Below are 19,391 nucleotides of genomic sequence, written 5' to 3' on the forward strand. Positions count from 1 at the left end.
CGCCGACCGTCGGTCCGTAGCAAGGGCCGCCGACCGTCGGCGCACCGGTCGGCGGCCCTGTCGGCTCAGGGCTCAGTCCGTCGCCGGCAGCCCCACCAACGTGCCCAGCCGGGCGCGGTGCCGGTCGGCGGTCCCCATGAGCAGCGCCGCGCTCATCGCGCGCTTCAGGTACAGGTGCGCGGGGTGCTCCCAGGTGAACCCGATGCCGCCGTGCATCTGGACGCATTCCTCGGCGGCGTGCACCGCGACGTCGCCGCAGTACGACTGGGCCAGCGAGGCGGCCACCTCGGCGTCGTCGGACCCCTCGGCGACCGCGGCCGCCGCGTACCGTGCGGTCGCGCGCGCCGCGGCGATGTCGGCCCACAGGTCCGCGGCACGGTGCCGCAGCGCCTGGTACGAGCCGATCGGGCGCCCGAACTGGTGCCGCACCTTCAGGTACCCGATCGCCTCCTCCAACGCCCTTTCCGCGACCCCCAGTTGCTCCGAAGCCAGCAGGGCCGCGCCGACCACCAGGGCCTCTTGCAGGGCCTCCGCGGCCTCGCCCGGCGCCGCGGCGATCGACGCGGAGACGCCGTCCAGCGTCAGCGTGCCGATCGGCCGCGTCGCGTCCAGCGTCGTGATGCGCGAGCGGGTGAAGCCGGTCGCCGAGCCGTCGACGAGGGCCAGGTACGGCGCCCCGTCCACCACCACCGGGACCACGAACAGGTCCGCCCGGTCCACCGCCAGCACGCTGGTGACGGCGCCGGTCAGCAGCAGCCGGTCGCCGTCGGGGGCGCCGGTCACGGACAGCGGGAAGTCCGAGCCGGGGGTGGTCGTCGCCGGAACGGCCAGCGTACCCACGCGGGATCCGCTGGCCAGCGCGCGCAGCGCCTCGTCGCGCGCCTCGCCCGCCGGTGCCGCGACGAGCGCCGAAGTCGCCAGCACGGCACTCGCGAAGAACGGCACGGGCGCGACGGCACGCGCCAACTCCTCCAAGGCCACCCCGACTTCGCGCGCGGTCGCACCCGCGCCGCCCAGCTCGTCGGGCACCAGCAGTCCGGCCAGGCCGAGTTCGGCCGCCACGGCCTTCCACAGCGCGTCGTCGTACGGCTCTTGCGAGTCGACACGTGCCAGCACGTCGTTCCACGAACACCGGTCCGCCAGAAGGCCCCTCAGGGTGGCGCGGAGGTCTTCCTCGACGTCCGAGTACAGCAGCGCGGGGATCGCGGTCACCGGGGGATCTCCTTCCAGGGCAGCTTCGTGTCGGTACGCGGCTCGCGCGGCAGCTCCAGGACCCGGTCGGCGATCACGCCGCGCAGGATCTCCGACGTGCCGCCCTCGATGGAATTGCCCTTGGCCCGCAGGTAGTAGTAGCCGGCCGAGCGGCCGCCGTCCGAACCGCCGAGGTCCACCCGGCGCATCGACCAGTCGTCGTACGTCAGGCCCTCCTCACCGGTCAGTTCCAGCCACAGCCGCGTCGTGTCCTGGTTGATCCGGGCGAACGACATCTTGGCCGCGGAACCCTCCGGCCCCGGCTTGCCCGCCGCGAGCTGCTGCCGGATCCGCTCGTTGGCGAGCCGCGCGACCTCGGCCTCGACCCACGCCCGCATCACCCGGTCGTGCAGGCCGCCGGTGCGCACCTCGGGACGCTCGCGCCACAGCGCGGCGACCGGGCCGATCGCGCCGCCCTCGCGCGGCGACTCGCCGCCGCCGATCGCCACCCGCTCGTTCATCAGCGTGGTGTTCGACACCGCCCAGCCCTTGCCCACCTCGTCGGCGCGCATCGTGTCGGGGATGCGTACGTCGGTCAGGAAGACCTCGTTGAACTCCGCCTGCCCGGTGGCCTGCCGCAACGGCCGCACCTCGACGCCCGGCAGCGTCATGTCCAGGAAGAAGTACGTCAGGCCCTGGTGCTTGGGCAGGTCCGGATCGGTCCGGGCGAGCAGCATCGCCCAGCGCGACTTGTGCGCGAACGACGTCCACACCTTCTGGCCGTTGACGACCCAGTCCTCGCCGTCGCGCACCGCGCGCGTCGCGAGCCCCGCCAGGTCGGAGCCGGCGCCAGGCTCGCTGAACAGCTGGCACCAGACCTCCTCGCCGGTCCACAGCGGCCGCAGCAGGCGCGTGCGCTGCTCCTCCGTACCGTGCACGGCGACGGTCGGCGCGCCCATGCCGAGTCCGATCGGATTGCGGAACGGGTTGGCCGGTTTCGCACCCGCGGCGGCGAGCTCCCGCTCGACCACCTGCTGCAGCGCGCGGGGCGCGGCGAGACCGCCGCAGCCGACCGGGAAGTGCACCCAGGCGAGACCGGCGTCGAACCGGTGCCCGAGGAATTCGACGGGGTCGGTCGTGGCCGGGTCGTGAGCCTTCGCCAGCTCCCGGACCCGGGAGCGGATCTCCTCCGCGGTGACGACGGTGGACCCAGTGTTGTCGGGCAAGGTGTCGCGCCTCCTTCGTCCACAATTACTGACTGTGCGTCAACAACAGTCCGCACGCCGATGCTAGGTACACAGATCAACGAGCGGAAGGGTGCGCGGGACCGCCGCGCGCCACGAGTGGGCGCGGGAGTTGGACGGCCGCGTCCCGCACGGCTCCGCGACGCGGTACGCTCCACGTCCACTGCGCATGGCACCGGTACGTCGATACATCGAGTTACATCGATCCCGCACGGTCCCGAAGACGATCCGGGCCGTGTTCCGTGAGGACAACCAGTGACGACTCCCAGCACGGGCGCCACCGGCGGAGCCGCCCTTCTCGACACGCTCGCCGCCGAGCTCGCCGTCGACGGCGAACCGGTGACCGAGGCACTCGACGCGTGGTCGGTCCGCACCCCAATGCGGGTCTTCATCCACTATGGCGAGCACGGACTCGACCTCAGCTACGCCGAGGCCCGCCGGGCGACCGACACCATCGCGGGCAATCTGGAGGCCATCGGCGTCCGCCGCGGCGACCGCGTCGCGGTGCACTGCCGCAGCCCGTACGCCGCGGCCCTGTGGATGTTCGGCATCTGGAAGGCCGGCGGCATCTTCTGCCCCGTCGACCCCGACCTCGGCGGCGAACTGCTGCTCGCGCAGCTGACCACCATCGGCGCCGCGCTCATCGTCACCGAGCGCGCCGGACTGCCCGCACTCGAACTGGTACGCAGGCACCTGCCGTACGCCCCGCGCGTGACCGTCCACGACTCGGTCGGCATCCCGCCCGCACACGAGTTCCCCGAGGTCCCGTACTCCCGCTTCCTGGCCCGCGCGCTGCCGCCGCAGGTCGGCTCCGGGCCCGACGACATCGCGGCGATCCTGCACACCCCCGGCAACACCGGCCGCCCCAAGGCCGTCGTGCTGTGCCACCGCTGGGTCGCGCAGTCGACGTTCCTGCTGCGGCGCCTGACGACTCCCGACGACGTGGTCTACAACGACTTGCCGCTGCACACCATGCTCGGCGCGTTCGCCGGGGTCGCGCGCGCGGCCTGGACCGGGTCGACGGTGACGTTGTGGGACCGGTTCCACCCCGGCGAGTTCTGGGGGCGGGTCACGGCGACGGGGGCCAGCACGGCGGTGCTCACGGACGCCGCCGTACCGTGGCTCACCAGCGCCCCCGAGCGCCCCGGCGACGCGCTGAACCCGCTGGCCAAGGTCTGGCTGCACCCGCTGCCCGCGACGCACGCCGACTTCGCGCGGCGGTTCGGCATCGACTTCGTGGTGGCGGCGTACGGCCAGATCGAGTCGGGCATGCCGGCCGCCGCCGTCATCGAGGAGATGCGCGACGGCGAGGGCACCCCGCCCGCGTTGCAGCGCGGGCTCACGCACGAACAGGTGACCCGCGTGTGCGCGCACTACCGCGTGCCGGTCGTGCCCGCCCACGCGGTGCCGCGCAAGGGGCTCCTGGGCGCCCCGCTGCCCTTCCTCGACGTCGCGATCCTCGACGAGTACGACCGGCGCGTGCCGCCCGGCACCGTCGGCCAGTTGGCGGTGCGCCCGCACCTGTCGGGCCTCGTCGTGCAGGAGTACCTCGGCGACCCGCTCACCACGGCCGAGGCGATGCGAAATCTGTGGCTGCACACAGGGGACGCGGTGGTGCGCGACCCCGAGGACGGGATGATCCACTTCGTGGACCGCGTGCAGGACCGGATCCGCATGCGGGGCGAGAACATCTCCGCGTACCACATCGAGGACCTGGTCAACCAGCATCCGGACATCACCATCTGCGCGGTGTTCGGCGTGCCGCTCAGCGGCCGCCAGGACGACGAGATCGTGCTGTACGTCGAGCCCGACCCCGGCCGCCTGCTGGAGCCGGAGGCCTTGCACGCGTGGTGCGCGCAGTCGCTGCCGCCGTACATGCGGCCCGCGCACGTGCGCGTCGTCATCCGCATGCCGCGCACCCCGAACCACCGCGTCGAGAAGCACCGCCTGCGACGGCACTTCCTGGGGCTGGCCGACCCGGCCGGGCTGATCGTCGAGCAGACGCGCCCGCCCGCCGCGCCGACGGCCAGGGCGGCACTGCCCTCGGGACAGCGCGGGATCGGAGCGGGGTTCGGCCCGGCGGCGCTTCCGCCGGGGGCGGGCGTCGAGAACTGAGGGCGTTTCGTTCGGGCTGTTCGGTTCGGGTTGTTCCGTTCGGGTTGTCGTGACTGGGTTGTCGTGACTGGGCTGTCCTGATCGGGCTGTCGTGATCGGTTGTCTCGCTCGGGCGGTCTCGTTGATTCGGCTGTCTCGTTCGTGACGTCGCGTTCGGGTTGTCTCGATCGGGCGGTGTCAGGCGGGCTCGCGGGTATCCCGGCGCTGAGCGGGTAGGCGCTGATCCGCACGGACCTGCCGGGCGTACCCGCGTGTCGGCTCGGTCCCGGACCGGTCCCGAACCGACGCGAGGGAGCACCTGCCATGGGCACGACAAGCGGCAGCGGCCCGCGCCACCGCCGGATGGCGGGGGCCGACGCGGAGCGCGGCAAGGGCGGGTTCGGCTTCGGATTCCTGGTGTTCCTGGGCCTGATCCTGGTGGCCGCCGGCATCATCGGCCTGCTGTACGTCGGACTGGCGACGCTGACCACGATGGTCCTGTTCGCGTGGCTGCTGCTCGTCGGCGGCATCGTCGGACTGTTCCAGGCGATCCAGTCCCGCAAGGAGGCCAGTGCGTTCTGGCTGACCGTCGCGGTGGCGGCGCTCAACATCGCGGCGGGCGTCGTCCTGCTGCGGCGCCCGGACGTCGCCGCGGCGGCGCTCACGCTGTTCGTGGCGTTCCTGCTGCTGACCGCGGGGCTGTTCCGTGTCGTCGGCGGCATCGCGAGTATGTCCGCCCGCATGACGTGGACGATCGTCGTCGGCGTCATCGACCTCGGTCTCGGACTCCTCGTGCTCTCCGAGTGGCCGAGCAGCAGCCGGTACGCCATCGGCACCTTCATCTCGCTCGCCCTGCTGTTCGACGGCCTCAGCATGATGAGCCTCGGCATCGCCGGGCGCCGCATCGTGGGGATGGTCCGGGAGGCGGACGCCGAGACCGCCGGAGGCACGGCCGCCGGCGCGGCGGCGGCGTCCGTGGACCCCGCGGGTGGTCCAGTGGGCACCACACCGCGTGATGCGGACATAGAGGCCGAGTCGGAGGAACTCGCGGGCGGCGCCGCATGGCGCGACGGTCCCGGCGAGACGAACGGCGGCGACGCGTCGACCGCTGAATGGGCCGCCGACAAGGGGCCTGACACGCTGCGCAGGTCGCTCCACAAGGGTGGCGACGGCGAGGGCGCGTCGCGCTGACACACTGGCCGCCGGTCGCCTGGTCACCCGCTCGCCCGGTTGCTCGGTTGCCTGGTCGCCCGTGATCGCCCCGGCCCACCGGTTTCCCGGCTCCGTGTCGGAAAACTCCAATACCCCGCGGACCGGACCTGGCAGCGTGTGTGCCTGCCCGTGAACACAGGCCGCGGAATCCGCCCGGCCCCGAACCATGCACCGGGCTCCGCGCCGAGGACCCCCCACCCGTGAGAGCGCCCCGGGTGGGGGGTCCTCACTCGTGAGCGGCCGTACGCCTGTCGGCCCGCGTCCGTCGGCCCGCCCCCGTCAGCCCGCGCCTGCGGTCGGCTCCTGCGGCGCGTGCCGACGGGCACAATGAGCGGATGTTGATCAGGGAAGCGACCGACGAGGACTGGGCCGGGATCAGGCCGTTCTTCCGGGCGATCGTCGCGGCGGGGGAGACGTTTCCGTACGCGCTCGACCTCGACTCCGACGCGGCCCGCGCCATTTGGTACTCGGCGGCGCCGAACCGCACCGTCGTGGCCCTCGACGACGACGGCACGATCGTCGGCACCGGCAAGATGAACAACAACCGGGACGGCAACGGCTCCCACGTCGCCAGCGCCAGCTACATGGTCGATCCGGCACACGCCGGACGCGGCATCGGGCGCGCGCTGTGCGAGTACTCGATCGCCTGGGCCCGCGACGCCGGCTTCCGCGCGATGCAGTTCAACGCCGTCGTCGAGACCAACGTGCACGCCGTGAACCTGTACCGTTCGCTCGGCTTCGAGATCGTCGGCACCGTCCCCGAGGCGTTCCGGCACCCGCGCGAGGGTTACGTCGGGCTGCACATCATGCACCGGTATCTGTGACGTGCCATGTGCCGCACGGCCACGCGCCGCACGGCCACGCGCCGCACGGCCACGCGCCGCAAGCCACGAGGCACGTACCACGCGGTCGCGTCGAGTCAGGTGAGCCCGACCGACTCTCGCGAGTCCGGGGACTTCAGCCCCCGGCCTCGGGACGGCGCAGCGGCTGCTGGAGTTCGGTGACCCACTTGTCCGGGTCGTCGGGGCATTCGAGGTAGAGCTCGCGCGTGTAGCCCACCGCCTCGCGCTCGTTGGCGTCGAGCCAGTGCGCCAGCATCTGCCCGGTCGTCGTGACGGCGTCCATCGATCCGTGGTGCACGATCGCGGCGGCTTCCTCGACGGCCGGGAGGTCGACCACGGTGAAAGCTGCGGTCGTGGTGACCTCGGGCCCGACCACCATGCCCGCGTGCACGACGACCGCCTCGCCACCGCCGTCCGGGACCGCCTCGTAGTAGGCCAGCCCCGGGCCGAAGCCGACGCCGGCGGCCTCGAGGCGGCGGCACAGTTCCTCGTACAGGGGCTGGATCACCGGACCGATGTGCTCCGGCTCGTACCCCTCGGCCACCGCGCCGAGTTCGGCGACCCGGATGACGGGCAGCGGCTTGACGACGACGTCCTGTGCGGGCATGCGTCCCTCGCTCTCGATCGACCGGAGGCGCGCCTCCACCTGGGCCAGGCGCGCGGCCTCGGCCGCCATCGAGGCGGCGAGTTCGGCCCGGCGCAGGCGCAGCATCCCGCGCAACTCGGGTACGTCCACCCGCTCGTCGAGGATGGCGCCGACCTGCTGGAGGTTGAAGCCGAGGTCCTTGAGCGCGATGACGCGGTTGAGCCGGGCGAGTTGCCCGGCCGCGTAGAAGCGGTAGCCGGTGCGCGGATCGACGTGTGCGGGCCGCAGGAGCCCGATCGCGTCGTAGTGCCGCAGCATCCGCACCGACACGCGGCCGTGCCTGGCGAAATCTCCGATGCTGAACATGACGCCTCCCAGTGCACCGCCTCACATCGTGTCAGGGTGAAGTAGCCGGGACGAAAATCTTGTGACGCTGTCGGCGCGGCCGGATACGTTTCGATCATGGTCGACATGCCGGTGCGCCTTGCCGCACCCGATCCCACGTGGCGCGAGTCCTTCGTCGGGCAGCGGGAAGACGTCGCCCGCGTGCTGGCCCGGTGGCTGGCCGCGACCGTGCAGCATGTCGGCTCGACGGCCGTCCCGGGGCTGCCCGCCAAGCCGATAGTCGACCTGATGGCGCCCGTGGTCGTGCTGCCGCGCATCGGGTCCCCCGAACGCGCCGCGATGGTGGACGCGTTGACGGAGGACGGCTGGACGTACTGGTCCGACGATCCGCATGCGGCCACGCGCCTGTGGTTCCTGCGGCCGAGTCCGGAGCTGCGTACGCACCACCTCCACGTCGTCGAGTTCGGCGGCCCCCGGGCCCGCGCCCTGGTGGCGTTCCGGGACGCGCTGACGCGGGATCCGGCTGTGGCCGCCGACTACGCCGATCTCAAGCGGCGGCTCGCGGCCGAGTATCCGGAGGACCGCGAGGCGTACACCGCCGGCAAGGGCGCGTTCGTCGCCCGGGTCCTCGGCTACACGGTCGACTGACCTGAACCGGTTCGTCCGAGCCGGCTGACCTGGTGCCCGGTACTCGGGACCCACGGCTACGCCGCGCCGAACACCAGTCCGGTGAGCGGCGCGTGGGTCGTCCAGCCGAGGTGGTGATAGAGCGCCTGGCCGTCGAGGGTCGCCCCGAGGACCGCGCTCGGGGAGCCGGCGTCGGCGGCGGCGTTGCCGAGCGTACGCATCACCACGCTGCCCAGGCCCCGCCTCTGGTGGTCCGGCGACGTCTCGATCTGGTCGATGACCCCGGGAGCGCCGACGGCCGGCACGGCTATCTGGCCGCGTGCGGCGAAGTGGCCGTCCTCAGTCGTGAGGAGCACGCGCGTGAGGCCGCCGCGTGTCCATGCGCGCAGGACGTAGCCCGCCGGTACGTCCGGATCCGGCACGCGGCGCAGGGCGGTGCTCATCAGGAACCCCGGCGCGTCGAAGGACCACCCGGGCGCGAGCCACGGCTCGACGGTCTCGGGCGGCAGGAACAGCTTGATCCAGGTGCCGGGCGCGGTGATCCGGGCCGTGAGCTTGCGGAACAGCGCCTCGTCGGCGTCGGGCAGCAGCACGTGGCGGCGTACGTGCGGCACCAGGCCCACGTCGATGGTGAACCCCCACGACTCCTCGATCGGCGGGGCGGCGGACCGGGAGACGACCCAGCCCTCGACCCACGCGCGCGCGAGCAGAGCGGTGTCGGGTGCGGTTTCCACGCGGGCTCTCCGTGAGTCGGTCGGCGTCCGGGCGGTGCCTCGGACGGCAGGCTGGTGTCGGTTCGGTCTTGCAGTTGTTACTGCGTCTGGTGCTGGGCTGGCTCGTCTGGTGCTCGTCTGGTGCTCGTCTGGTGCTGATCAGGTAATGGCCTGAAGCCAGCATCGGATGTTACCCGTCTCCACACTTGCAGATTTATGTTTGCAGAGAACTCTCTGCAAGATACGCTGGCGACATGACCCGGAACAGCGAGCCCAGCCCTGGTCCCCTCGGCGCCTCCCACGAGGCCGCGGCCCACCCGGCTTCTGCCGCAGCCCACCCGGCTTCTGCCGCGGCCTCCGATGCGGCGGCGGCCGCCGGGGCCCGGCGCCGCATCGACGCGCAGAGCCTGAAAGGCCTGGCGCACCCGCTGCGCATGCGGATCCTGGAGCTGCTGAGCCTCGACGGCCCCGCGACGTCGACCACGCTGGCGCGACGCCTGGGCGAGAACACCGGCACGGTCAGCTGGCACCTGCGCCACCTCGCCCAGCACGGCTTCATCGAGGAGGAGGTCGGGCGCGGCACGAAGCGCGAGCGCTGGTGGCGCCGCGTTCCGCGGTCCAACGAGCTCAACATCGCGGACTTCCGCGACGACCCGGAGAGCAGCGGCGCGCTGTCCGTGTACCTGGACGGGCTGATCCGGCAGTACTTCGACCGGGTGACGGCGTACGTCGGCGAGGACTGGGACGAAGAGTGGCGTGGTGCCGGAACCATCTCGGACTGGCGCGACCTGCGTCTCACTCGCGACGAACTCGGGGAGATGAACGCCGAGTTGATGCGAGTCGTGGACCGCTACCGGGCGCACTCGGCAGCGCGTCCGGCGGACGGCACCGCCTCCGGCGTCGACCGCGACGACGAACTCGGTGCCGACTCCGGTGCTGGTCCCGGTGCCGCCCTTCGTGCCGTCCCCGGTGCCGAAGTGCGTCCGGTGGTCGTGCAACTCCAGTCCTTCCCGCGGAAGGGGGCGGGAGCGTCATGAGCACCCGTACGCGCGGCGGCCTGCTGCGGCGCCACCGCGACTTCCGACTGCTCTGGCTCGGCGAGACGACGGGCCGCTTCGGGGCGGCGGTGACCAGCGTCGCGCTGCCGCTCATCGCCGTCGCGAACCTGGACGCGAGCACGTTCGAGGTCGGCCTGCTGACCGCGGCCTCGTGGCTGCCGTGGCTCGTCGTCGGGCTGCCCGTCGGCGTCTGGGTGGACCGCATGCGGCGGCGTCCCGTCATGCTCGTGTCGGCCGCGGTGTCGCTCGTGCTGTTCGCGAGCGTTCCCGTCGCGGACCGGGCGGGGGTGCTGAGCGTGGGCGTGCTGCTGGGCGTCGCGCTGGCCACGGGGACGGCGGCGGTGTTCTTCCAGACGGCCTACACCGCGTACCTGCCCAGCATCCTCGACCCCGAGGACCAGGCCGAGGGCAACGCCAAGCTGCACGGCAGCGCGTCGGCCGCGCAGATCGCCGGACTCGGCTCGGGAGGCCTCCTCGCGCAGGCGGCCGGCGCGGTCAACGGCATGTTCGCGAACGCCGCGACGTACCTCGTCTCCCTGATCTGCCTCGGCCGCATCCGGCACCGCGAGGCGCCACCCGCGTCCATGACCGCTTCCACGCCCGCGCCCGCAACTCCCGGACGCGGTGGGCTTGTCGGCGGGATCGGCGAGGGGATGCGGCTGATCGTGCACGACCCGTGGTTGCGTACGCTCACCCTGTTCGCGGCAGCCTCCAACCTCGCGCTCATGGGCTACCAGTCGATCCGCGTCGTCTTCCTGGTCCGCGAAGTCGGCCTCACGGCGGGCACTGTCGGAATCCTGGTCGCGGCGGTGAGTGCGGGTGGCGTTGTCGGGGCGTTCGCCGCACGGCGGATCGCGGGCCGCTTCGGCACGGCCCGCGCCACATTGGTCTGCGAACTTGCGCTTGCCGTACCGGCGTTGCTGATGCCGGCGGCCGTTGCGGGGCCGGGCGTACTCCTCTTCGTCGCGGGCGGTTTCAGCGTCACCGCCGGTGTTGTGGCCGGGAACGTCATCAAGGCGGGCTTCCAGCAGCGCTATTGCCCGCCCGAACTGCTCGGTCGCCTCACCGCGACGTCGGCGTTCGTCAGCTATGGCACCATCCCGCTCGGAGCCCTGCTCGGCGGTGCGCTGGGGACCGCGTTGGGCGTGCGTACGGCCATGTTCATCACCGCGGCGGGGATACCGCTGGCCGGTCTGATCCTGCTGTTCTCGCCGATCGCCCGCACCCGCGACCTGCCGACGGCACCGCCACGGCACGGCGGCTCGCGTCAACCGGAGGACACCCCCGCCGCCACCTCCTGACCCCGGTCTCGACCCGTCGTGGGCGGGGCCGACGGCACATCGCGCCGCCGACCCCACCCACCTCGGTCAGCTAGGTCAACTAGCCGTTCAGGTCAGGCAGTTGCACGCCGAACCTGGCGGTTGTCCCGTCGTCGCCCAGCGAGCGGAACCCCGCCTTCTCCAGCACCCGGACGGACGCCGGATTCGCCAACTCGACCTCGGCGCACACCGTGTGTACGCCGGGTGCGGCGAGTGCGAACAGCGCCAACGCCCGGGCCGCTTCCGACGCGTACCCGAGACCGCGCCGCGACGGCACGATGCCGTACCCGATCTCCAACGCACCGTCAGTCGGCGGCCAGAACAGCCCGATCGAGCCGACCACCAGGCCGGTGGACCGCTCGATCACCTGCCGCTGCCCGTACTCGTTGACATTGGGCCGGTCCGCGACGAACCCGGCGATGACGACGTCGCCTTCGGCGGGGAAGTCCTCCGCCCAGTGGTCCATCCGGGCGCCGCTCGGCACCGCCGCAAGCTCGTCCGGCGACCACGGCCGCAGCGCAAGCCGGGCGGTGGTGACGTCGGAGGCATCCACGGAAAACAGATATGACACGCGAACTCCAGGTCGATTCGGTCGACCGGATCGCTCACACGTGCGACGCGACCCGGCCAAGGGCATGCCGAAGAACAGCCACGCGGGCCATATTCATCAACCTCCCCAGCCGAACCGGCCGGCGCGCAACCACGCGCCACCGCGAGCGTACCAACCCCGGTTTCCCTACCCCGTGATGGCACCACGGCTGGGAACCGTTGGGTGTCGGCGCGTCAGAACCCCGACCTTGACGCCCTGTCGGAAGGCAGACCGCATGCGGGGCCGGGGGAGGAGCGGGCTTTGGCGGCGGCCGATCGCGATCGGCGACGGGGTACTGCTGCCCGTCGCGTGCCGCCCGCCGCCTCCGATCGTCGAAATCCCGTACAACGAAACGCCTTCGGGGAACGGCGGGCAAGAGAGCCTCCGGCACATCGGGTCGCGTGCCCTCGACTATCCGCCGCCGGGCCAACTCCTGGACCTCGAACTCCTCGACACCGCCGTGCCCCCGATCCCGCCGTCGGACCCGCGCGTCACGGATCCAGCCGCAAGGGGCCGGACCGTAGGCTGCGGCGCATGCACAGCACCTTGACCGAGCACGCGCGGTGTCTTTACGGAGACGAGTACCGTCCGACACCTGCATGCGGTCGGGAGCATCACGAGCACTATTTCGTGGAGGAGCTGACGTTCGCCGACGCGGACGCGATCCTCGCGATGCTGCACGAGCTCTGCCCGCACCTGGTCGACGGCCGGCTCCCGGTATGGATCCGCAACCTCGCCTACCGGCTCGTGCTCTTGCAGCGGCCGGACGAGCCGGCCCTCCTGCGGGAGGCCGCGCAGAATCTGTGGCTGCACGGCCCGGACTGGGACGACATCGCGGCAGACCTCACACGGCAGGCCGAGGCATTGGAAGCCGCCTGAGCAAACCGGCGCGCAACAGCAGCCCGCCCCACAGACGAACCCGGCCTGGACCTTCGCCGCAAGAACCACGACATTGACCCCGAGCCGCGCGGAGCAGCGCGGTCGGAATCGGGGGCGACTCATGACGGCGGTTCTCCTCAAGGACTGGGACCGGCACCTCGGCAGTTGGGTGCTCACCGTGGAGACCGGCCAACTCGCCCGGTGGTCCGACGACAAGGGAGCCGGCAACGTCGGCTGGATCTCGCTCAACCGGTACAGCGGTGCGGGACCCGGCTTCCCGGTCTTCTGCGCCGTGTACGCGGACGGCCCGAACCTGTGGTTCCAGGCCGGAACCGACAGGTGGCTCGTCGACGAACACCTGACCTTTGCCCGTGAGTGCGACGCCGACCGGATCGCCTGCCGGTTCAGCCTCGTGAGCGGCTCGGACAAGTTCATCACCTGGCATTACACCGGTCCCCTCGGCGACCCGGGCAACCGCGTGGACCCGTTGTTCGACGGTCTCGACGAGGAGTTGCACGACCTCAGGCTGTTCCTCGCCCGAGTCGGCAACAACCGCGACTGGCGCCGCCGCTTCGTCTCCCCGCGCGACCCGCCCCTGCCGACGGCAGCGGACCAACCGCCTTAGGCTGCGTACGGTTCAGTGCTCCAGGGTCTGCTTGAGGTGGCGGTTGCGGTTGCTGATCAGGCGTGCCATGTAGCGCCGCAGTACGACGGCCTCCGCGAGCCGCCCCACCGGTCCGAACGGTGCGGCGAACGCCACGGTGTCGCGCATGGTCGTGGCATCGCCGTCCGCGACGAAGTGATGCTCGTGCCGCCATGAGCGGAACGGCCCGCGGCGCTGCTCGTCGACGAAGAACCCGGCCGGCTCATAGGCGGTGATCTCGGCCGTCATCCGCCACCACACCCCGAAGTGCCGCGCCCGCCAGGTCACCGTGTCCCCCAGGACCAGGCCGCGGTCCGTGACCCCCGCCACCGCCTCCTCGCACGCGCCGGCCATCGACGCGGTGTGGACGCCGACGTCCAAGGACGCCTCGAACACCCTGCGTGGCTCCGCCTCGATGTGCGTGACCAGAACAAACCGCGCCATGCCCGGAGCCTAGGCCCCCCCTCCCGCCCCGGGTGCCCGCCGGGCCTCCCGCGCACCGGCACCCGCATGTTCTAGGGAGTGTCTTCAAATTCGCGGGCCCGGCGAGAATTTGAAGACACTCCCTAGGCGCTCTCGCGGCGGCGGACGATCTCGGTGATCCAGGTCGGGGCGTACGGGGACGTGCAGTTCGGGGGCGTGGGGTAGTCCTTCAACACCTCCAGGCGTTCGCCGATGGCGAGAGCGCGGGGGCGGTGCCCGGGGTGGTCGATGCCGATCTGCGCGAGGCAGTGGTTCATCGCCCACTGGAGGCGGTCCGGGGCGTCCTTCATGTCCGCCTCGATGACGTCCAGCAGGCCGTCGAGGTCGAGGCCCTCGGGCTTCTTCGCCGCCCGCTCGGTGGTGAGCGCCCATCCGGCGCTCGCGACCACGGGGTCCGGATCGGCGAGCCAGGCGAGCCGCAGCTCCTCGGCGTGCGTGCTCTTCTTCACCACGTAGTTCACGAGCCAGTCGTGCACCTTGGGGGTACGCGCGTCGCGCAGCATGGTGTCCAGTTCCGCGCGGTCGAACGCCTTCGGGCGGCAGACCAGCAGTGCCAGGAGCCGCGCCGCGGTGTCGCCCGTGGCCCAGAGTTCGCGCGCGAGGTCCTGCTGCGTCTTGAGCCGCTTCGCGACCGCCCGCAGCTTGCCGAGGTTCACCCCGTGGTCGTCGCCGTGCTTCTCGTTGACCGCGCGAGCCTTCGGATCCTCCAGCGCCGCAAGCTCGTCCATGACCTGAGTCACCGTCGTCCCGACCACCACGCCCTCCGTCCTTCGCCCCTCGGAGCCAGCGTACGACCGGACATCGGCGTACGGACCCAGGCGACACCGGCCTGTCGAGCCGCGGTGAACCGCGTGCCGCCGGCGACGATCGGCCTGCCGAGCTACCTGCACTTGGTGAGGCAGTTCGCCGGGACAGCTGCCGGGGCTCCGCAGCGGAGCCCCGCGGCTGTCGACTTCCAGCCTGGCCCGAATGTGCCACCCGCACCGCCGACTGGCGGCCATGCGCGCCCCGGTGAAGGCAACCGCCGCAGCGCCGGCACCTAACAAAGCACCACTAGTCCTTCCCCAGGCCGCGTTTGAGGCCGAGGCCCCGTGAGATGCGGCGGCGGATCCCGCCGCCTGGCTCGGGTAGTGCGGACGGGCGCTTGCGGGGTTCGGAGACGCGGGGGGCGCCCGTACCGGCCGAGGACAGGGCTGTCGACGAGTCCGGGCCCCGCGGTCGGCCCGGGCCGTCGCGCCCTGACGAGTCTGCGCCCCGGCCGGACTGTCCCCGGCCTGACTGCCCCCGATCGGCCGCACGTCGGTCGGCGACGAATGTGCGCCAGCGGTCCCGTGTTTGGGGCAGGATGTCCGGACCGCCGAAGAACTCGTTCTCGGAGAACCCTGCCTGCACGGTGGAGACCATGTCGGCGAGTCCGGCGACACGGTGATCCTGTCCGTGGCCCAGTGCGCGCATCAACCGTTGATGCACCACCCTGTTTATGCCCCGCGGACGGTCGCTGAGCGTCACGTCGGCGTACGCCTCGCCGACCATCTCCCACCGCGACTTGAGCGCGTACCGGCTCACCTGCTCCTTGATCTTCCAGTACGTGACGCCCCAGTGCTTGTTGTCCTGCTCGAAATCGAGTTGGTGCGTCACGAAGGGCTTGTCCTTGAACCGGAGGCGGGGATTGCGGTGGTCCTTGAACCGCGCCACGCGCGCCTGGACGTGGCCGACGCCGGAAGCCTTGCCCACCTCGTCGTCCAGGCTCCGCCCCCGCAATCCCTTGCCGCGCGCCCACAGTTGGCGCGGCGGCTCGGGGTTGGCGTTGTCACGCTGGATGCCGGACCTGTAGTCGTGGGTGTAGTCCAGAACGTGGCCCCACTCGTGCACGGTGATCGATCCTGCGGCGGTGCCGATCGGGTTGATGTGCCTGTTGGCGCCGTTCAACACGTCGAAGATGAGGTTCCCCCGGTTGCCCTCGCCGAAGGTGTTGGGGTTGTAGCGGATCACGGTGCCTTCGCGGCGGCCCACCACCTCGGCGTGGACATGAGCCTCGTGCCGTCGGAAGTTCTCGATGACCACCGCCGCCAACTCCGCCTCCGGATGCCCGCGCGCGAGCGCGATCAGTGAGACGGCGAGTTCCTTGGCGCTCAGCAGATCGGCCGGGACGGTCGTCAGGTCCACGTGGACCCTGCGGTTCAGCGCGGCTTGCAGGGAGACCCGCAGGGTGTTCTCCACCCGACCCACAGATGTGGCGTCGCGCAGGTCGGTGAGCCAAGTCCCGCCGGAGGCCTGGGCGAAGGCGACTCCGCGCTCGGGGGAGCCGGAGAACCACGGCCTCGTGTCCGGCGCGCTCGGCGGCTCGGCGGGTCTGTCCTTCCATGGACGCCCGTCACCACCGCTCCCGGCATCAGACGCCACGCTCGCACCCCCGGTACCCGCACGACGACGAGAAGAGCGTCATTCCGGCGGATCACGCGGCAAAGCGCTCGGATCGAGCACGGTACCGCCTGACGTGCGACGACAGCAGCAACATCATCGCGGCGGCCAGTGTCGTGAGTCGTCAATTCGTTGGCAGTAGTTGGCGAGGGATTCGAGGATCTGGTCGGCGGTTTTGGTCCAGACGAAGGGTTTCGGGTCGTCGTTCCATACGGCGACCCAGGTGCGGATGTCCTTCTCGAGGTCTTGGACGGACTTGTCGACGCCGCGGCGTATGCGCTGTTGGTCAGTTCGGCGAACCGGCGTTCGACGAGGTTGAGCCAGGACGAGCCGGTCGGGGTGAAGTGCGGGTGGAACCTCGGGTGCGCGAGGTGCGTTTGCTGCTGAGCGCGAAGTAGACGTACTGGCGCAGAGGCATCCCGCGACTTTAGGCCGCCGAACGGACGGCCGCGCGGATTTTTCCCGTCGCGAGGCTGCACACGGTCGGGAGGGGTTTGTTCGCTGTGGGCGATCGGGGGTGGGGGTGGGAATGAATGGGGGCTCTTCATTCTTGAGTCAGGTCAGCGCAACGTACTGAACGGAACCGACTCCCAGGGGAGCCACCATGAGCGACACGACCTCCGGCATCCTGACCCTTCCGGTGCTGCCCCTCGACGACATCGTGGTGCTGCCGGGCATGGCGGTGCCGCTGGAGCTGGACGACACCGAGACCCGCGCCGCGGTGGACGCCGCGCGGGCACTGCCGGGGATAAGGGCCGGCAAGGGCAAGGCGCGCGTGCTGCTGGTGCCGCGCGACGAGGGGCACTACCCGGCGATCGGCACCCTCGGGGTGGTCGAGCAGATCGGCCGCCTGCCGAGCGGTGAGTCCGCGGTCGTGGTGCGTGGCACCGCGCGGGTGCGGATCGGGACCGGTACGACCGGGCCCGGGGCCGCGCTGTGGGTCGAGGCCACCGTCGTCGACGAGGGCCGGGCCGACGAGCGGGCGGAGGAGCTGGCGCGTGAGTACCGGGCGCTGGTCACCACGATTCTCGGCAAGCGCGGCGCCTGGCAGGTCGTCGACTTCGTCCAGCAGATCGAGGACCCGAGCGAGCTGTCCGACAACGCGGGCTACGCCCCGTACCTGTCGCAGGCGCAGAAGATCGAGCTGCTGCAGACCACCGACCTGACCGAGCGGCTGGAGAAGGTCGTCGGCTGGACCCGCGACCACCTGGCCGAGCTGGACGTCGCGGAGACCATCCGCAAGGACGTCCAGGAGGGCATGGAGAAGACGCAGCGCGAGTTCCTGCTCAAGCAGCAGCTCGCCGCGATCCGCAAGGAGCTGGGCGAGCTGAACGGCACGCCCGGCAGCGAGGAGGAGGACTACCGCGCCCGGGTCGAGGCCGCGGACCTGCCGGAGAAGGTGCTGCAGGCCGCCCTCAAGGAGGTCGACAAGCTGGAGCACGCCTCGGACGCGTCGCCGGAGAGCGGCTGGATCCGGACCTGGCTGGACACGGTCCTGGAGATCCCGTGGAACGAGCGGACCGAGGACGCGTACGACATCGCCGGCGCCCGCGACGTGCTCGACGCCGACCACGCCGGCCTCGACGACGTGAAGGAGCGCATCGTCGAGTACCTGGCGGTACGCAAGCGCCGCGAGGAGCGCGGCCTGGGCGTCATCGGCGGACGGCGCAGCGGCGCGGTCCTGGCCCTCGTCGGCCCGCCCGGCGTCGGCAAGACCTCGCTCGGCGAGTCCGTCGCCCGGGCCATGGGGCGCAGCTTCGTGCGCGTTGCGCTCGGCGGCGTCCGGGACGAGGCGGAGATCCGCGGTCACCGGCGTACGTACGTCGGCGCGCTGCCCGGCCGCATCGTGCGCGCCGTCAAGGAGGCCGGGAGCATGAACCCGGTCGTGCTGCTCGACGAGATCGACAAGGTCGGCTCGGACTACCGCGGCGACCCGACGGCGGCGCTGCTCGAGGTGCTGGACCCGGCGCAGAACCACACGTTCCGCGACCACTACCTGGAGGTCGAACTCGACCTGTCGGACGTGGTGTTCCTCGCCACGGCCAACGTCCTGGAGGCCATCCCCGAGCCGCTGCTCGACCGGATGGAGCTGGTCCGCCTCGACGGCTACACGGAGGACGAGAAGGTCACCATCGCACGTGACCACCTGATCCCGCGTCAGCTCGACAAGGCCGGACTGGACGCGTCCGAGGTGGTGTTCACCGAGGACGCGCTGCGGCTGCTGGCCGGCGAGTACACCCGCGAGGCGGGCGTGCGTACGCTCGAACGGGCGATCGCCCGCGTGCTGCGCAAGATCGCCGCGAAGCAGGCGCTGGACGACGGCATCGAACTGCCGGTCGAGGTCGGGCCGACCGACCTGGTCGACTTCATCGGCCGGCCGCGGCACACGCCGGAGGCATCGCTCGCGAAGGAGGAGCAGCGTACGGCGGTGCCCGGGGTCGCCACCGGGCTCGCGGTGACCGGTGCGGGCGGCGACGTCCTCTACATCGAGGCGTCGTTGGCCGATCCGGAGACCGGGGCGTCCGGCGTCACGCTCACCGGGCAACTGGGCGACGTGATGAAGGAGTCGGCGCAGATCGCGCTGTCGTACCTGCGGGCGCGCGGTGTCGAGCTGGAGCTGCCGGTCGGGGACCTGAAGGACCGCGGCGTGCACATCCACGTGCCCGCCGGCGCGGTCCCGAAGGACGGGCCGAGTGCGGGCGTCACGATGACCACGGCGCTGGTGTCGCTCCTGACCGGGCGTCCGGTGCGGTCGGACGTCGCGATGACCGGCGAGGTGTCGCTGACCGGGCGCGTGCTGCCCATCGGCGGGGTCAAGCAGAAGGCGCTCGCGGCGCACCGGGCCGGGATCACCACGATCCTGGTGCCGAAGCGCAACGAGCCCGACCTCGACGACATCCCCGAGGCGGTCCGCGAGCAGCTGACCATCCACGCGGTGTCGGACGTACGCGAGGTGCTCGACCTGGCCCTGGAGCCGGCCGAGACGCGGCAGCGGGTCGCCGCGGCGTGACCCGGTACCGCCGCGGCGCCAGCCGCGGGCGGGTGCCCGGGCAGTAGGCACGCGGCCCGGGCAGGACAGGAACAGGCCCCGTCGGGGCGGCCGTTGCACCGGCCGTCCTGGCGGGGCCTTCGTCTGTCCGGGGAC

Annotated in this window: 16 protein-coding genes and 2 pseudogenes; 9 read left to right on the forward strand and 9 right to left on the reverse strand. The window is 71.6% G+C overall.

Annotation, left to right across the window (positions count from 1 at the left end; genetic code table 11):
* Positions 1–72 precede the first annotated feature (72 nt).
* Together AB0C36_RS31965 and AB0C36_RS31970 are read right to left on the reverse strand one after the other, a co-directional pair.
* Positions 73–1,212 carry an acyl-CoA dehydrogenase family protein gene (locus AB0C36_RS31965; RefSeq protein WP_358360976.1) on the reverse strand — a complete coding sequence of 380 codons (1,140 nt, stop codon included), beginning with the start codon at positions 1,210–1,212 and terminating at the stop codon, positions 73–75.
* Entirely contained in the window at positions 1,209–2,417 is a 1,209-nt protein-coding gene (locus AB0C36_RS31970; RefSeq protein WP_358360978.1) for an acyl-CoA dehydrogenase family protein, read from the reverse strand. Before AB0C36_RS31970 ends, AB0C36_RS31965 begins: the two co-directional genes overlap by 4 nt.
* Positions 2,418–2,690: 273 nt before the next feature.
* On the opposite strand from AB0C36_RS31970, the gene AB0C36_RS31975 reads away from it, so the two are divergent.
* From AB0C36_RS31975 to AB0C36_RS31985, 3 genes and pseudogenes are all read left to right on the forward strand, one after another.
* Positions 2,691–4,550, forward strand: a complete 1,860-nt coding sequence (locus tag AB0C36_RS31975) for a class I adenylate-forming enzyme family protein (protein WP_358360981.1) — start codon at positions 2,691–2,693, stop codon at positions 4,548–4,550.
* A 342-nt stretch (positions 4,551–4,892) separates the two neighbouring features.
* Positions 4,893–5,486: pseudogene (locus tag AB0C36_RS31980) on the forward strand (HdeD family acid-resistance protein); the annotation flags it as partial.
* 590 nt (positions 5,487–6,076) lie between these two features.
* Positions 6,077–6,565, forward strand: a complete 489-nt coding sequence (locus tag AB0C36_RS31985; RefSeq protein WP_358360982.1) for a GNAT family N-acetyltransferase — start codon at positions 6,077–6,079, stop codon at positions 6,563–6,565.
* Between the two features lie 133 nt (positions 6,566–6,698).
* On the opposite strand, the gene AB0C36_RS31990 is transcribed toward AB0C36_RS31985, so the two are convergent.
* A complete protein-coding gene (locus tag AB0C36_RS31990) occupies positions 6,699–7,535 on the reverse strand; it encodes a MerR family transcriptional regulator (RefSeq protein WP_358360985.1) in 837 nt (278 codons plus the stop codon).
* A gap of 96 nt (positions 7,536–7,631) precedes the next feature.
* Here AB0C36_RS31990 and AB0C36_RS31995 point away from each other — a divergent pair, with 96 nt between their 5' ends.
* Entirely contained in the window at positions 7,632–8,162 is a 531-nt protein-coding gene (locus AB0C36_RS31995) for a GrpB family protein (RefSeq protein WP_358360987.1), read from the forward strand.
* Positions 8,163–8,218: 56 nt separating this feature from the next.
* Here AB0C36_RS31995 and AB0C36_RS32000 read toward each other — a convergent pair whose 3' ends face one another.
* Positions 8,219–8,875 carry a GNAT family N-acetyltransferase gene (locus AB0C36_RS32000; protein WP_358360990.1) on the reverse strand — a complete coding sequence of 219 codons (657 nt, stop codon included), beginning with the start codon at positions 8,873–8,875 and terminating at the stop codon, positions 8,219–8,221.
* Between the two features lie 233 nt (positions 8,876–9,108).
* On the opposite strand from AB0C36_RS32000, the gene AB0C36_RS32005 reads away from it, so the two are divergent.
* Both AB0C36_RS32005 and AB0C36_RS32010 read left to right on the forward strand, forming a co-directional pair.
* Complete coding sequence (locus tag AB0C36_RS32005) at positions 9,109–9,891, forward strand: ArsR/SmtB family transcription factor (RefSeq protein ID WP_358360991.1); 783 nt, start codon at positions 9,109–9,111, stop codon at positions 9,889–9,891.
* Complete coding sequence (locus AB0C36_RS32010) at positions 9,888–11,213, forward strand: MFS transporter (RefSeq protein WP_358360994.1); 1,326 nt, start codon at positions 9,888–9,890, stop codon at positions 11,211–11,213. Before AB0C36_RS32005 ends, AB0C36_RS32010 begins: the two co-directional genes overlap by 4 nt.
* Before the next feature lie 79 nt (positions 11,214–11,292).
* Here the strand turns inward: AB0C36_RS32010 and AB0C36_RS32015 are convergent, their stop codons facing one another.
* Positions 11,293–11,784, reverse strand: coding sequence for a GNAT family N-acetyltransferase (locus tag AB0C36_RS32015; protein ID WP_358360996.1), 492 nt, complete (start codon positions 11,782–11,784; stop codon positions 11,293–11,295).
* A gap of 570 nt (positions 11,785–12,354) precedes the next feature.
* Between AB0C36_RS32015 and AB0C36_RS32020 the strand changes: the two genes are divergently transcribed.
* Together AB0C36_RS32020 and AB0C36_RS32025 are read left to right on the forward strand one after the other, a co-directional pair.
* A complete protein-coding gene (locus AB0C36_RS32020; protein ID WP_358360999.1) occupies positions 12,355–12,699 on the forward strand; it encodes a hypothetical protein in 345 nt (114 codons plus the stop codon).
* A gap of 121 nt (positions 12,700–12,820) precedes the next feature.
* Positions 12,821–13,324 (forward strand): hypothetical protein, encoded by a 504-nt coding sequence (locus AB0C36_RS32025; protein WP_358361001.1) that lies wholly within the window; start codon positions 12,821–12,823, stop codon positions 13,322–13,324.
* Between the two features lie 12 nt (positions 13,325–13,336).
* On the opposite strand, the gene AB0C36_RS32030 is transcribed toward AB0C36_RS32025, so the two are convergent.
* The 4 genes and pseudogenes from AB0C36_RS32030 to AB0C36_RS32045 form a co-directional block, all read right to left on the reverse strand.
* Positions 13,337–13,786, reverse strand: a complete 450-nt coding sequence (locus AB0C36_RS32030; RefSeq protein WP_358361004.1) for an SRPBCC family protein — start codon at positions 13,784–13,786, stop codon at positions 13,337–13,339.
* A 122-nt stretch (positions 13,787–13,908) separates the two neighbouring features.
* A complete protein-coding gene (locus AB0C36_RS32035) occupies positions 13,909–14,553 on the reverse strand; it encodes a DNA alkylation repair protein (RefSeq protein WP_358361031.1) in 645 nt (214 codons plus the stop codon).
* Between the two features lie 325 nt (positions 14,554–14,878).
* Entirely contained in the window at positions 14,879–16,228 is a 1,350-nt protein-coding gene (locus AB0C36_RS32040; protein ID WP_358361007.1) for a hypothetical protein, read from the reverse strand.
* A gap of 114 nt (positions 16,229–16,342) precedes the next feature.
* Positions 16,343–16,611 (reverse strand): annotated as a pseudogene (locus tag AB0C36_RS32045) (IS630 family transposase); the annotation flags it as partial.
* Between the two features lie 239 nt (positions 16,612–16,850).
* Here AB0C36_RS32045 and lon point away from each other — a divergent pair.
* On the forward strand, positions 16,851–19,256 hold the full coding sequence (lon, locus tag AB0C36_RS32050; protein ID WP_358361010.1) for an endopeptidase La: 2,406 nt from the start codon (positions 16,851–16,853) through the stop codon (positions 19,254–19,256).
* Positions 19,257–19,391 lie beyond the last annotated feature (135 nt).

The organism is Streptodolium elevatio (assembly GCF_040649515.1).
GTDB classification, from domain to species: Bacteria; Actinomycetota; Actinomycetes; order Streptomycetales; family Streptomycetaceae; genus Yinghuangia; species Yinghuangia elevatio.

What these genes read in the sequence shown, in the direction of transcription:
- AB0C36_RS32035 (WP_358361031.1), bottom strand. Translation starts at nt 14,553, where the DNA reads ATGGACGAGCTTGCGGCGCTGGAGGATCCGAAGGCTCGCGCGGTCAAC.
- AB0C36_RS32010 (WP_358360994.1), top strand. Translation starts at nt 9,888, where the DNA reads ATGAGCACCCGTACGCGCGGCGGCCTGCTGCGGCGCCACCGCGACTTC.
- AB0C36_RS31985 (WP_358360982.1), top strand. Translation starts at nt 6,077, where the DNA reads ATGTTGATCAGGGAAGCGACCGACGAGGACTGGGCCGGGATCAGGCCG.
- AB0C36_RS31990 (WP_358360985.1), bottom strand. Translation starts at nt 7,535, where the DNA reads ATGTTCAGCATCGGAGATTTCGCCAGGCACGGCCGCGTGTCGGTGCGG.
- AB0C36_RS32005 (WP_358360991.1), top strand. Translation starts at nt 9,109, where the DNA reads ATGACCCGGAACAGCGAGCCCAGCCCTGGTCCCCTCGGCGCCTCCCAC.
- AB0C36_RS32030 (WP_358361004.1), bottom strand. Translation starts at nt 13,786, where the DNA reads ATGGCGCGGTTTGTTCTGGTCACGCACATCGAGGCGGAGCCACGCAGG.
- lon (WP_358361010.1), top strand. Translation starts at nt 16,851, where the DNA reads ATGAGCGACACGACCTCCGGCATCCTGACCCTTCCGGTGCTGCCCCTC.
- AB0C36_RS32020 (WP_358360999.1), top strand. Translation starts at nt 12,355, where the DNA reads ATGCACAGCACCTTGACCGAGCACGCGCGGTGTCTTTACGGAGACGAG.
- AB0C36_RS32025 (WP_358361001.1), top strand. Translation starts at nt 12,821, where the DNA reads ATGACGGCGGTTCTCCTCAAGGACTGGGACCGGCACCTCGGCAGTTGG.
- AB0C36_RS31995 (WP_358360987.1), top strand. Translation starts at nt 7,632, where the DNA reads ATGGTCGACATGCCGGTGCGCCTTGCCGCACCCGATCCCACGTGGCGC.